Origin of the sequence: Alteromonas sp. MMG017 (assembly GCF_018100795.1) — a bacterium.
Taxonomy (GTDB): domain Bacteria; phylum Pseudomonadota; class Gammaproteobacteria; order Enterobacterales; family Alteromonadaceae; genus Alteromonas.
Genome location: NZ_JAGJDY010000005.1, coordinates 70,388 through 83,042, shown reverse-complemented (window position 1 = coordinate 83,042; position 12,655 = coordinate 70,388). Strand labels below are relative to the sequence as shown.

Sequence of the window (12,655 nt, the reverse complement as noted above, 5' to 3'; positions counted from 1 at the left end):
CTGGCTCTACTTACTTAAGAGGAAATAAAAATGAAATCATATTTACATGTAACCATCGCAACCGTGCTTGCCAGCAGCCTTTTCTTTAATTGCTATGCAGCTAATCATCAATCACTTAATAATGAGGCTAAGCCAAAAAGCATGAGTAGCGCCGTTAATTCAGACGCATCTTCTTCAACCGTTTCCCTAAACAATGAAGGCATTAGTCGCGAAAAATTTGTAGGCCATTGGCAAGGGCAACTGAGCGTTAGCGAAAACCAAAGCATTGAATTTGTGTTTAACATCGAGAAATCAGAAAATGACTTGGTAGCCACTTTAGATGTTCCAGCTCAAAACCAGTTTGGCCTTCAATTTGACAGTGTTTCGCAGATAGGAAATGGAATTACGTTAGTATTAAATGCCGCAGGTATACGCTACGAAGGTACATTGGAAAAAAACACAATAAAAGGTGTTTACCAGCAAGGTAGCTTTAACGCACCCGTTGACTTGGTCAAAACCCAAGTCAAGGTTACTCGCCAAGCCAAACCGCAAGATCCCAGTCTAACACCTCAGTATACGGTAGAAGAGGTTAACTTTTTAAATGACAGTGATGGCCATACTTTGGCCGGCACATTGTTTGTACCCGACCAGCCTTTTACTCATACCGCTATTATTTTGTCGGGCTCAGGGCCAACCCAACAAGACGGTGATATTGTTGGCCACAAGCTATACGCCGTGCTAGCTGATTTACTCACTAAAAAAGGTATTGCAGTGCTAAGATTCGACGACAGAGGCGTTGGTGAATCAGGCGGGGAGTATGCTACCGCCACCAGCAAAGACTTTGCGAATGATGCCAATGCCGCGTTACGCTTTTTGAAGCATCATGACTCGGTAGCTTCAAGTAAAGTAGGTTATATCGGCCATAGCGAAGGCAGCCTCATTGCCGCTATCGCATTGGCAAATAACAAGAACGCCTCTGCCGACTTTTACATCTCACTTGCTGGACCGAGCACTACAGGGGGGGAGATATTAATTGATCAATCTTACTTAATCCAAAAGATGCGAGGAATGGCCAGTAGTGAACTTGAAAAAGACGATAAACTGCAACGTAAGCTGATAAGTGCGATATCACAAGATGATTCAAAAGAAGATATTAGAGCACTGATGTCAGCTTCGGGTGTTCCCGCGTCTCAGCAAGAAGCACAACTGTCTCAGCTAACATCTGAGTGGATGCAATATTTCATTAAAACCGACCCTAAGGATTACCTTAGAAAGTTATCCCTTCCGGTATTCGCAGTGCATGGTGCGAAAGACTTACAAGTTCCTGTTCGTCAAAACCTTGATGGCTTTATACAATCTATTGATAAACAATGGCTAACTTATAAAATTTACCCTAACCTAAACCACCTATTACAACCCGCAGACAAAGGCTTACCAGAAGAGTATGCAGGGATTAGCACCACTCTGTCTCCCGAAGTCGTTGAGGATATAAGCCTTTGGCTAGCACAACAATGAAGCAAAACTTAACCTTTTGGCTGTTCCAAATTAGTATTTGGGGCAGCTTAACCTTGTTCAACTTATTAGCACGTGGTTACTTTACCCATTACAAATTGGGTGAGCTGGTAAACTCCCTGAGCTTATTTGTTGCGCTTCTTGCAGCCAGTGGTTTTCTTAAAACGTTTTATCGAGATCAAGTTTCAGCTTCCATACCCAAAGGGGTTGGGCAAGCAATATTAGGCAGTGCTGCGGCGGCGTGTATCGCTATATTTATCGTTGGCTTAGTGTTACTTCCCAATAAACAGTATTTATTTGGTGAAGTGGGCAGCTTACCGCTTCTCCAATTGGTAGCTTCCTTCCCTACCATCTTCATTTTTTTGTTGTGTTGGTCAGCTGTTTACTTACTTCTAAAACGTCAAAAATCGTTGAAACTAGCCTATCGACGTGAAGCCGAATTACGCCAAGCGTTAGCGTCAAGCCAGATGGACTTGTTGATTAATCAGCTTAATCCCCACTTTATGTTCAACGTCATTAACAATATTCGAGCACTTATTTTAGAAGACACTAATAAGGCCAGAGACAGCTTAGCGCAACTGTCGGAAGTACTTAGAACTACACTGCAAACTAAGCAAGACAAAGTATGGTCATTACCCCAAGAGATTGAGCTTACTATAAGCTTTATTCAATTAAATAAGCTTCAATTTGAAAATCGTTTACGGGTAGTTTGGAACGTGTCTGGCAATACTGAAAAGTGGCAAGTGCCTTGTTTAGCACTTCAATTGCTGGTTGAAAACGCCATAAAGCATGGCATTGGGGCACTAGTATCTGGGGGCACAGTTAGCATTAATATTATTGCCGATAACAATTTATCAATTGAGGTTGTTAATCCAGGAAATTTAACGCCTACAAAAGGCTCTACAAGCTTAGGTATCACTAACATTAAGCAGCGTTTGAATTTACTTTACGCCGACAGCGCACATTTCTCTCTAACTGAAAACCAACATCAAGTGTCTGCAAAAATTGTTATCAAGGAAGGTCAATGACATCAGTAACGCAAACCAGAAGTTATAGTGCGATGATTGTAGAAGATTCTCGATTGGGTCGTGTCGAGCTAAAATCTCAACTTACGCAAATACCCAATATTACGCTGGTGGCTGAAGCAGAAAATTTAGCCCAAGCTAGGGATGCTTTAGCCCACCATCAAATAGACGTTATTTTTCTAGATATAAATTTACCCGACGGAAATGGGTTTGATTTACTGACTGAATTGCTGCCCGCTCCAAAGGTAATTTTCACCACTGCTTTTGAACAATACGCTTTAGATGCATTTGAAAATAACGCAGTAGATTATTTACTAAAACCAATTACACAAACCAGACTTGCGCAAGCATGTGAAAAATTATCCCTAAGCTTAGCATTGGAAGAAACTAAGACCTCGGCTACTTCACCTATGACAATGGAGGAGCGTTTTTTTGTTAAAGACGGCACTCAATGTTGGCTAATTCCATTATCCAATGTAGAGCGGTTCGAAGCTATGGGCAATTACACTCAAGTACACTTTGAAGATAAGCACCCAATGCTTAACAGAACGTTAGCCCAAATTGAAAAGCGCCTTCCCGAAAACCACTTTTTCCGCATAAGTAGAAGCTTCGTCGTACAGTTAGATAAAATAACTGCGGTTCAACCATGTAGCTCTGGTGCGTTAGAGTTAACAATGGAAAGCGGCGCTAAAGTGGAAGTGTCACGAAGACAAACCAGCTTATTTAAAGGCCGGTTTGCGCTCTAATATCCAACGTAACCCTGTTTACTTTTCTTATTCTGAGACCTCTTTAGAGGTTGAGCCTGCTCCTTGCGTTTCTAGCGCTTTAATATCCGCTATCAAATAATCGACAGAAGCGCTATTGAGCCCATTGTATATGCCTCGAATATGACGATTCTGATCTATCAACAATAGGCTTTCGGTATGCAAAAAATCTTCTGTATTTTGCAAGTTACCCAAGTCGTCGCTGGCGAAGTACGCGCTTTTTGCCAGTGAATAAATAGCATCACGCTCGCCTGTCGCCAAATACCACTTTTCGCTCACAATACCGTTTTTATCCGCATAGGCTTTTAGCAATTCAACCGTATCGGTATGCGGCCTAATCGAGTGCTGAAGAATTTTTACGTTATCGTCGTCAATAAACGCTTCTTGCACCTTTGCTAACTTAGAGCGGATCATGGGGCAGATTCCCGGACACGTGCTAAAGAAAAAGCCAGCCACGTAAACTTTATTATCGAAGTCTTTTTCGCTGACCTCTTCACCATCTTGATTGGTAAAACTAAAAGGGGGTATTTGGTGAAAACCATCAAGCGCTTCACTACCGCTTTCAATCCAGTGCGGGGTAAATTCTTTACTGTTGTAATAAGGTAATTGGTAGGGTAAATCATCCGCGCCGTAGGCTGTAGTTGCCGTTATTACACTGGTACTGCCTAGCAACACCAGTGCACTAGAAACTAAGACTTGCTTGATTTTGGTAGTAATCAACAGAGATAACTTCATCTTCAAGCCCCACACAGTTGTTTGCTTTTCTAAGCCCATAAATCCGCCCATTTTTGTATTCGAAATTTGAATATAAGGTGCCGTTTTTACGCCACGCTTGCTGTAAGCCCGTTGGCTGGCCTGCGTGGTAGTTAAATTTCTTGAACTTGGCACCACTTCTATACCAACGCCAGCCCTCACCCTCGACTTTGCCGTTTTCATACACAAATGCCGAGCGAAGGTTACCGTTAACCCACCAGGTTTTTGCACTGCCTTCTCGTGCTCCTGACACATAGTAAGCCTCGTAACCTAAGGTACCGTTCGAAAACCACTTTCTAGCCATGCCTGCACGGCGCCCGGCAACAAATTCATCTTCTGTAGCAAGCGCACCGGTTGAGTGATAGCTCACCACTTTCCCAGTAAAGGGCCTTTTTTTGTAAATCCTAACGCCTTGCTTATTTAGCGATATATCGCTTTCATACACCACCACTTGCGGTCTATCGTTAAACGCTATCGACGCATGGGTTGCTGTAAGCCAGAGCGCACAGAACACCAATACCTTGTAGGTTGATGGATTAGTTAATGTCACTCGGCGTACCTTGAAAGTTACCTGGGAAAATAAGGTAATAATCGCCATTTAGGTATTGTTCGGAAGAAATGTGATAGTGATATTCAGCATCTTCTTCTGAACCACCGGTATAAAGAGTTATTGATGTATGCCCGTTCGACTCATCCAAATCAGTCGGGTAGCCTACGGTTGAATAGCAACGTCTTCCGAATATGAAAAAACCATCTGCCATAATACCAACCAGCGAATCATCATCGTAAGAGATAGCTTGTGGCTCTAAATGGTAGTGATAAGTTTGCGGCCCCGTGTGGGCACCATTGCGATCAAACCCTTGTATTACACCTAACGATACATCTCCCGTACCTTCTGAGTCGTTGAAAATGGGCGCGCCGCTTAAGGCAATGCCTATCGCACCTAACGGCGTAGCAGATGAAGTGGCAGCTATTTCTGGTGATACAGGCACAGTTAAGTCGTAATCGTTAATGTAATCTTCAATGTCGCCAGGGGAACGTTGTTGGTTAAATAAGGTTTCATCTTCAGGTTCAACGTATAAGCCGCTAGCATTGCCTGAATCCCAGTATGACGATGTGTGATCGGGTTTGCCTGCGGACTCTAGTGACACTGTGCATCCATCTTCAGACAACACAATAGTGACATTAGGTGCCGCAACAAATTCAAGATAAGCACTTGAAAGCTCGGTCATAGGTGAGTCACACGTTGTGGTACTCGAATCACTGTCGTTACCTGTATCTACTCCGGTACCGGTATCTACACTGGTATCGCTGCTTACGGTTTCGTCAGTAGATGAGCCCCCGCCGCATGCTGCTAATACCGACAGAAGGCTTACACAAAATAATGCACGTAGTGCGTAGTGACTTTTCGACATAGTGATTCTCTCTATTGGTATTTACTGCAGCAATATTCATAGGTTTATACACGGTGCAAACAAACGTAAGGCTCGTGAATAGTCAGTAAATTAGCACAGTGCTTACGTGCACAATGTGCATATTCAGTGGAGATTATTGATGGGAGGACGGATAGGTATCTGGATACAAAAGTACAGGTGTCAAAACGAATAACGCGGTGTTAAGGGTAAGTGGTATTAATTATTTTTAGGCTAAGATAATGGGTTGGATTGTTTATATTTAAAAGAGGGAATATTGTTCGAGTGAAGATTATCGCTGGGAGTTTTTTCAAGGGAATTTTTTCGAGGGATATTTTCTAACACCAGCAAGCGTGGTGATTAAAATAAGTTACTGGCCCACCCAGTTGCCGAGTGGGCCATGAAACTGTAAACAAACGTTAAATCAGTGAGACTGTACTATTCAGAGAATGGACGTACAACAACTGATTCTGTGCTGTATGCACGGGCAAATACTGACATTTCTTTGTGGTTACAAATAATGGTTTCGCCTTCTAAGCCGTGCTTAGCAAGTGCTTCTTCTGCACCAATTGAAACTGCATCTAGACATGCTTTTGAAGCGATATCTTCGTTCTTAGCAACAAGGGCGATGCCTTTAGCTTCACTAGGCGTTTTTTTGCTGTATAAATCAGCAAACTTTCTCAAGCTTACATCGTTACAAAGCAATGATGCACTGAAAGACTCAACATTTAATCCGTTGTCACGAATTAAACGTTTTGCTGCTCTGTAGCCTTCTGTAGCGGCTGTGTAGCAAGCTTGCGTTTCAATGTTTTGATTAACTGGGTTTAAACGAACGTCTTGAGCAAAAGCATTTAAAGACGCTACTGAAGAGATAAGAGCAATGGCTAAAGTTGACAGTTTCATAATGTAATTCCTATTGTGTAACAAAATTAGAGTTTTCTTAAGCAACGAGTACATTATGACCAAAAATTACGTAAAAGAAAGCTTATTTCGTAATTAAATTACAGAAAATGACAAAAACTGTGCTTTTCACACCAAGCCTGTAATTTTTTTACAAATTTTAACCTTTTTAACAATCGTTGTTACAAAATGCGAATATATGTAACCTATATTATTGTTATCTAATATTGGATACGGCTATATTCAGTAGCCTGAAGGTGCCTATTTGAAGTAACCGACGTGCTTAAACTGTTTTACGAACTAATCGAAATAGTACGAGAGTGATGGTAGGTATTTATAAAACGTTATTAGAAAGGCAATGAGGCACTAGATACAAAAATGCCCACCGACTTAGTGCGGCAGGCATCATTAATTAAGTTAATAGCTGCAACTGGTTTTGCACTTTCACGACTACGTGATTAAATCGTGCATCCAGTTTAATGAAGGAAGTTTTCGGTCTTGCTGGTAGAACAAACGATTTAACCTACCTAAAAGGTTAACCGGTCTGGATGGATCGTGAGATTTAACCCTATGGGAACTTTCATTAAGCATAAACTCCCAAGGTTGTAGGTTCATATCATCAATTTCGTCCTGTTGAACACCTAAGCTTTTAAGCGTTGACAAAATACGTTCTGTTTTGCTTTCTACCACTGGCAAAATGGTACTGCCGTATAAATCAGTTAAAGGCGCATTAATCGCTGCCAGTGTGTGATTGATTGCCGACCACACCATGTCGTGGTCAAACTCCCAGTCACGTGGCGCGTAATAGCCTTCTATTTCCCACTCTAGCTCTGCATTGCTGGCCGCAATACTGCTTTCAGCTTCTGGCGAGAACGACAAATCAGGCCGCGCGCCAATATTGTAGGCATCTACACTCATGGCAACACAAATCACCAAATCGCCACATATTTCTTTGTTTTGGTACAAAGCTTCAAATGCCGCTCGCTTAACGCCCATCCAGCCGTGCACTTTCGAAGGTTGCTCTACAAAATGACGTACATCGTTAGGTAGGTCTTCGCCATAAAGATCGATTAACAGTGGCAAGGGGTTTTGCTCTGGTGCCTCGTCAGGCATCCATACTTCATACTCTTGACGATTATCTGCTTTTCCGCGGCTTTTAATGCCGTAAGACAAATTAACAGGCCTGCAAATACTGCGATCTTCATCAACTTTATGAAAGTACTCAGAGCGCATTCGCTTGATAAAAGGGGCATCTAACCCCGCCAGCGCGGCGGTGGGATAGCGATAACCAATCTCGCTGTGCTCAACCATTGTGAGTGTAGGTATGGCTTTTTCAAGCTTACTCTTTACGCCTTTGAGTTGCTCTACATTAGGCAAAACAATACTTCGCTCCGGCTCAATGGTAAGCCGACGTCCATCCTCTGCAACGAACTTTGGGGTCTTGTGAAATTCGTACTGAGAAAGGCCTAGGCCCTGCACCGCGATGTTACGATAACGCGACAATTCACTGAAAAGCGCGGTGTGGTTCCGAATGTGTTTAAACAGGGGGCGGTTTGACGTCATACTACTTATTCCATGTCACGTATTTAAGTTGGAAAATCTGTGCGTATCTATGCAACCGTTTATCGGTAATTCAAATGACAGTGTGCCACAAAGATAGCATCAGGCAAGCACCTCCGTGCTCGTACCTCTTTCCTCACTTATTTATATTTAAAAATTCATACCAGACTTCAGCGCCAGCCTTATCGTACTCTTCTACTTTTGTGCGAAAAGCTTTGCGAAGGTCAACATTAACCAAAGGCGCTGGCAGCAGCGGGTCGAACACTAATCGTTTTAGGGCGTTATCGCCGACGATATAATATTCCTTTGCTGCATCATCTAATGACAGGCCTTCTATACGCTTGCGCGACCGAGCGAGTTCAATTAACCCTTCTTCGTAACTAGCTTCAAGATTTTTGGTCTGCCACAACCCTGCTGCCTTTTTTTCCGTCGCGTCAGCAAAGTCAGATGCGTTGAACACCACAGCGCTCTTATCTAATCCCAGTCGGAACAAGCGCTCTCGCGTTGTTCCTACCGTATCATTAAGGTTGTTAGGCCTAACATAAAAGTCTGCAGAGAGCTTTTTTAAGCCCATTAATTTAAGCGCCCTGTCTTGTGCCCGTGTGGCCTTACGATCACTTTTTGCTAATGCGGTGGTTAGCACGGTAAGCCAATCACCACGCCATTCACATAATCTAGATTCTGCGGTATGCCAGCTACTGATCTCGCCAGCAAATTGCTCGCCCTCTTTACCTAATTGGTAATAACCACGTTCCACCAGCTTAAGCAGTTTTGCCGATTGTAAGCGAGTAAGGGTAACGCGAATGTTATTTTCCGACATGCCAAACAAGGCGCCTACCCTAACCGCGCTAGCTGCATCCATTTTTATACCGGGGCGTGAACCAAGTAGCTTCATCAACAAGTGGCGGGCTACGGGTTTACCGGTAGGTTTTTCGGGTAACATATTGCTTTACCAATCTATTAGTAATTAAAACGACATCGAGTGAGCACTTTACCTAAATGTCATGCATTTACAAAGTATATCCTTTTTCCGCTTTCTTACTGGGCATAAGCTTTTGAAAATAAGCACTTGATAATAAGCGCTTGAAAAAAGCTCTTAAAAACAAACACTCAATCAGCTATCGAAATTGGAAAGTCATAAAACCAAAAATTACAACATTTGACACAAAAAGACACAACTAGTAATGTTTAATAAATTTTCAAGGCGAGTTTATTATGTCTGCACCTACGTTGTTCGATACCCATGTTGTTGAGAATCAGCCTCTTCCCTTACCCGCTTATAACTTGTGGCAGGACGACCCACTACTTAAGTGCGCTGTAATGGCTAATGTAACGTCGCCACACGCTGACGTAGCATTACAGCTAGATGTATTTGGGCAAGTCGCTGGCTTTGAATTAATGGAACACGGTGAACTTGCCAATAAAAACAAGCCAGAGTTTCATCCTTTCGATCGGTATGGTCGCAGAATTGATGATGTAGCGTTTCATCCTAGCTACCACGCGCTGATGAGTGCAGCCATGAAGGGTAATGTACACAATTATTCTTGGCAGCATGAAAGTCAGCAAGGCGCGCATGTCATAAGAGCCGCGTTAATTTTCATGCAATATCAAGCTGACGCGGGCACAACTTGCCCTCTTACCATGACCCACGCCGCCATTCCGGCACTACGACAAGCCAAAGGCTTACCAGATTATTGGGTGAATAAAGTCGTTCATGGGCAGTACGATGACCGCACCTTGCCAGCAGAACACAAGCATGGCCTGTCCATTGGTATGGGAATGACCGAAAAACAAGGTGGCTCCGACGTTCGCCGCAACACAACCACTGCTACAAAACAAGAAGATGGTAGTTACCGTATTGTAGGGCACAAGTTCTTCTTTTCTGCTCCCATGTGTGACGGGCACTTAATTCTTGCGCAAACTGGCGCTGGCCTAGGGTGCTTTTTATTACCAAGAGTTATGCCTGATGGCACCTTAAACGAAGTACGCATTCAACGGTTGAAAGACAAATTGGGAGACTGGAGTAATGCCTCATCAGAAGTGGAGTTTCAAGGCGCTACTGCGTATTTAATAGGTGAAGAAGGTCGAGGCGTACGGGTGATTATCGACATGGTGTCTCTTACTCGCCTTGATTGTATGATTGGCTCGTCGGCTTCTATGAGACAAGCGTTAGTGCAAGCCCTTCACCATGTCAGCAACCGTGAGGCTTTCGGTGACACGCTTATCAATCAGCCTTTAATGCAAAATGTCATCGCCGACCTTACGCTTGAATGTTCGGCCTCACTGGCTCTGACCATGCGGGTCGCTCGCGCCGTTGATGCCAGTAAAACCAATCCGAAAGAAGCTGCACTGGCTCGTATCGCAACGGCGATTGGTAAATACTGGATATGTAAGCGAACCCCAGCATTTATTAACGAAGCCCAGGAGTGCTTGGGGGGCATTGGCTATGTGGAAGAGAATATTTTGCCTAGGCTTTATCGCCAAGCTCCGCTTAATTCAATTTGGGAAGGCAGTGGTAACGTACAATGCTTAGATGTCCTTCGCGCATTGCACAAAGAGCCAGAATCTAAAGCGGCGCTTTTTGATTTATTGCATAGCGCAAAAGGGAAAAATGCCTGCTACGATAACCACCTGCAAAGTCTATTAGACGCTTTCGAAGATACCGCCACCCTAGAAATTCGCAGCCGTTTAATTACAGAGCATACTGCTATTGCCATGCAAGGTGCCTTGCTTCTAAATGGAAGCGATAGCGTAATGGCGAACACTTTTTGCGAAGCAAGGTTAGGCAAACAGCAAGGCTTAGCGTATGGAACACTGCCTGCTAACACACCTTTTTTAGATATTATTAAAAAAGGAATGCTTAGCAGTAGCAAAGATTAAAACGGGTTAGTACTGAAACCCTGTTCACTTAAGCGGGCATGGGCTGTCATTGCAGATAAGTCCATCTCAACGCCCTCTATTAACATATCTCTTTGCACATCATTCGCTGCAGATGATTGGCCGCACACGATTACACGCACACCTTTACCCATAAGTGCACGCAATAAACCTAAGTTGCCGTTATCTTCACCTTTTTTCTTTTGATAGGCTGCGTTATTAATCACATCAAGCGTTGCTGAGCCGTGAACCACTAACGCGAGTTGAATATTTTCAAGCTTAGCGCCATTGGCGACATGCATATTAATAAAACGAGCTAGTGAATCAAATTTGCGGTTTACCTTGCCTGCATCAGCCCCTTTAGCCACATCGAAGGCGACTTTAAATTGTTGCTGAGGCGACACACTCACGCCTGGCACAGGTGCATGCTTGCCATAGTTATTGAATACAGGACCTGCTGCAAAATCATCACTACCCGCATGGGCAGATAATGGCGTCGATAAAGCAGATACTACAACAAATGTTGAGGCTAATAGAGGTAATGATTTCATGCATACTCCACATTTTTATTTTAAGATAAAAAAGCGCCCTACTCACCAAATGAATAGGGCGCTTCTTCAATTCAGTGTATCTATTTACTCGCTGTTTTCAAACTTGCTGCATAGTCTTGTGCCTGCTGAAGCACCCTTAATGCATTGCCGCTCCATATGTCTGCTAAGTCTTCTTCGGTATAGCCTTCTTCCAACAATCGCTGTGTGATCATGGGTAAATTAACCACATCCATCATATCGTCTACACCGCCGCCACCATCCCAGTCAGCGCCAATTCCTACATGCTTAGGCCCTACCACCGCTAACGCATGTAAAAAGTGTTTCATGTAAACATCAAAAGACGCTTTAACCGCGGGATGCTCATGCTCAATTTCCCTGCGCTTTTCTAACAAATCCGTGTGATCAGCACCTTGTTTAACCATGGCCATTAACCCCTTGTAAGCTTCTTTTCGTTCGGGGTTTTCAGGCAGTGCAGTAAGGTAGTCGCTGTAAGCATTCATTTGAATGACACCGCCAGATTCCGCAAGTTGCTTCAGTAAGTCGTCGTCAATGTTTCGCGGGTGATCGTAAATGGCTTTCACACCAGTGTGGGACAAAATGATGGGAGTTTTAGACAGCTTAATCATGTCTTTAACCGTTTCATCATGAGCGTGTGAGCCGTCTAGCACAATACCCAATCTATTGGCTTCGCTAACAAAGGTTTCACCTAGCGGCGAAAGCCCACCCCACTTCCCCCCTTGGGGATCGGTAGAACTATCGCCAAGCTGATTGTTTTTGAAATGTACCGGCCCTGCCATTCGTAGCCCAAACTTATAGAAAGTTTCAAGGAGGCTCATATCTGTGCCTAAGGGATACGAATTTTCCATGCTCATATAAACTATATGTTTACCGGTTTTCTTTATTTCACTCGCATCTTCCGGATCTAAGGCTAACGCAAACGTTTCTGGGTGCTTGGTAACCATAGTGCGTACTGCAAGGGCACGCAGTAAAGCGGTATCTCGGCTTTGCTGATAGCCTTCAGTAGTTAGCGGTCCTTGCGGTGTGTAAAGTACCCAAAAACCGCCATCTAGAGCCCCTTCTTGCATACGCGGTACATCAACTTGCGAAAAGTCGTGGCCATAAGTATGCCTTTCCATAATATCAAACCCAGGCCTGACCAAATGCGCAGGCGTATCAAGGTGGGTGTCCAAGGTCACTAGCTTTCGCTGAATAGCCTCAGCTTCTTCTAGTGTCACAGCATCGGCTGCCTGTGTTATGGAACTCGTCATAGCGGTTCCAAGCCCTAAGGCGACCACTACCCCAACCATTGTTTTGTTTAACTG

General features: G+C 43.7%; 12 protein-coding genes. 4 read left to right on the top strand and 8 right to left on the bottom strand.

What is annotated here, in order from left to right; translation table 11 throughout:
- Positions 1 to 30 precede the first annotated feature (30 nt).
- From J8L84_RS09265 to J8L84_RS09255, 3 genes are read left to right on the top strand one after another with little or no spacing between them, the layout of a single operon-like run.
- Complete coding sequence (locus J8L84_RS09265; RefSeq protein WP_211070452.1) at positions 31 to 1,494, top strand: alpha/beta fold hydrolase; 1,464 nt, start codon at positions 31 to 33, stop codon at positions 1,492 to 1,494.
- Positions 1,491 to 2,519: a histidine kinase gene (locus tag J8L84_RS09260; protein ID WP_211070451.1), complete on the top strand. Its 1,029-nt coding sequence runs from the start codon at positions 1,491 to 1,493 to the stop codon at positions 2,517 to 2,519. The genes J8L84_RS09265 and J8L84_RS09260 overlap by 4 nt, the downstream gene beginning before the upstream one ends.
- A complete protein-coding gene (locus J8L84_RS09255; protein ID WP_211070450.1) occupies positions 2,516 to 3,262 on the top strand; it encodes a LytTR family DNA-binding domain-containing protein in 747 nt (248 codons plus the stop codon). The genes J8L84_RS09260 and J8L84_RS09255 overlap by 4 nt, the downstream gene beginning before the upstream one ends.
- Positions 3,263 to 3,289: 27 nt before the next feature.
- Here the strand turns inward: J8L84_RS09255 and J8L84_RS09250 are convergent, their stop codons facing one another.
- The 6 genes from J8L84_RS09250 to J8L84_RS09225 form a co-directional block, all read right to left on the bottom strand.
- Positions 3,290 to 4,015: an SCO family protein gene (locus J8L84_RS09250; RefSeq protein WP_211070449.1), complete on the bottom strand. Its 726-nt coding sequence runs from the start codon at positions 4,013 to 4,015 to the stop codon at positions 3,290 to 3,292.
- On the bottom strand, positions 3,963 to 4,583 hold the full coding sequence (locus tag J8L84_RS09245; protein ID WP_211070448.1) for a toxin-antitoxin system YwqK family antitoxin: 621 nt from the start codon (positions 4,581 to 4,583) through the stop codon (positions 3,963 to 3,965). The genes J8L84_RS09250 and J8L84_RS09245 overlap by 53 nt, the downstream gene beginning before the upstream one ends.
- Complete coding sequence (locus J8L84_RS09240; protein ID WP_211070447.1) at positions 4,570 to 5,448, bottom strand: YHYH protein; 879 nt, start codon at positions 5,446 to 5,448, stop codon at positions 4,570 to 4,572. Before J8L84_RS09240 ends, J8L84_RS09245 begins: the two co-directional genes overlap by 14 nt.
- 435 nt (positions 5,449 to 5,883) lie before the next feature.
- Positions 5,884 to 6,348: a DUF3718 domain-containing protein gene (locus J8L84_RS09235; protein ID WP_211070446.1), complete on the bottom strand. Its 465-nt coding sequence runs from the start codon at positions 6,346 to 6,348 to the stop codon at positions 5,884 to 5,886.
- Between the two features lie 447 nt (positions 6,349 to 6,795).
- Positions 6,796 to 7,908 carry a hypothetical protein gene (locus tag J8L84_RS09230; protein ID WP_211070445.1) on the bottom strand — a complete coding sequence of 371 codons (1,113 nt, stop codon included), beginning with the start codon at positions 7,906 to 7,908 and terminating at the stop codon, positions 6,796 to 6,798.
- A gap of 133 nt (positions 7,909 to 8,041) precedes the next feature.
- Entirely contained in the window at positions 8,042 to 8,848 is an 807-nt protein-coding gene (locus tag J8L84_RS09225) for a PaaX family transcriptional regulator (protein ID WP_211070444.1), read from the bottom strand.
- Positions 8,849 to 9,120: 272 nt separating this feature from the next.
- Between J8L84_RS09225 and J8L84_RS09220 the strand changes: the two genes are divergently transcribed.
- Positions 9,121 to 10,785, top strand: coding sequence for an isovaleryl-CoA dehydrogenase (locus J8L84_RS09220; protein ID WP_211070443.1), 1,665 nt, complete (start codon positions 9,121 to 9,123; stop codon positions 10,783 to 10,785).
- Here the strand turns inward: J8L84_RS09220 and J8L84_RS09215 are convergent.
- Both J8L84_RS09215 and J8L84_RS09210 read right to left on the bottom strand, forming a co-directional pair.
- Positions 10,782 to 11,333 carry a DsrE family protein gene (locus J8L84_RS09215; RefSeq protein ID WP_247670676.1) on the bottom strand — a complete coding sequence of 184 codons (552 nt, stop codon included), beginning with the start codon at positions 11,331 to 11,333 and terminating at the stop codon, positions 10,782 to 10,784. The two genes, J8L84_RS09220 and J8L84_RS09215, sit on opposite strands and share 4 nt — an antisense overlap.
- A gap of 80 nt (positions 11,334 to 11,413) precedes the next feature.
- A complete protein-coding gene (locus J8L84_RS09210) occupies positions 11,414 to 12,601 on the bottom strand; it encodes a dipeptidase (RefSeq protein ID WP_247670689.1) in 1,188 nt (395 codons plus the stop codon).
- Between the last annotated feature and the right edge of the window lie 54 nt (positions 12,602 to 12,655).

Excerpts from the sequence above, each read along its gene's own strand:
- J8L84_RS09225 (WP_211070444.1), bottom strand. The coding sequence starts at position 8,848 with ATGTTACCCGAAAAACCTACCGGTAAACCCGTAGCCCGCCACTTGTTG.
- J8L84_RS09230 (WP_211070445.1), bottom strand. The coding sequence starts at position 7,908 with ATGACGTCAAACCGCCCCCTGTTTAAACACATTCGGAACCACACCGCG.
- J8L84_RS09215 (WP_247670676.1), bottom strand. The coding sequence starts at position 11,333 with ATGAAATCATTACCTCTATTAGCCTCAACATTTGTTGTAGTATCTGCT.
- J8L84_RS09235 (WP_211070446.1), bottom strand. The coding sequence starts at position 6,348 with ATGAAACTGTCAACTTTAGCCATTGCTCTTATCTCTTCAGTAGCGTCT.
- J8L84_RS09255 (WP_211070450.1), top strand. The coding sequence starts at position 2,516 with ATGACATCAGTAACGCAAACCAGAAGTTATAGTGCGATGATTGTAGAA.
- J8L84_RS09250 (WP_211070449.1), bottom strand. The coding sequence starts at position 4,015 with ATGAAGTTATCTCTGTTGATTACTACCAAAATCAAGCAAGTCTTAGTT.
- J8L84_RS09240 (WP_211070447.1), bottom strand. The coding sequence starts at position 5,448 with ATGTCGAAAAGTCACTACGCACTACGTGCATTATTTTGTGTAAGCCTT.
- J8L84_RS09220 (WP_211070443.1), top strand. The coding sequence starts at position 9,121 with ATGTCTGCACCTACGTTGTTCGATACCCATGTTGTTGAGAATCAGCCT.
- J8L84_RS09265 (WP_211070452.1), top strand. The coding sequence starts at position 31 with ATGAAATCATATTTACATGTAACCATCGCAACCGTGCTTGCCAGCAGC.
- J8L84_RS09210 (WP_247670689.1), bottom strand. The coding sequence starts at position 12,601 with ATGACGAGTTCCATAACACAGGCAGCCGATGCTGTGACACTAGAAGAA.
- J8L84_RS09260 (WP_211070451.1), top strand. The coding sequence starts at position 1,491 with ATGAAGCAAAACTTAACCTTTTGGCTGTTCCAAATTAGTATTTGGGGC.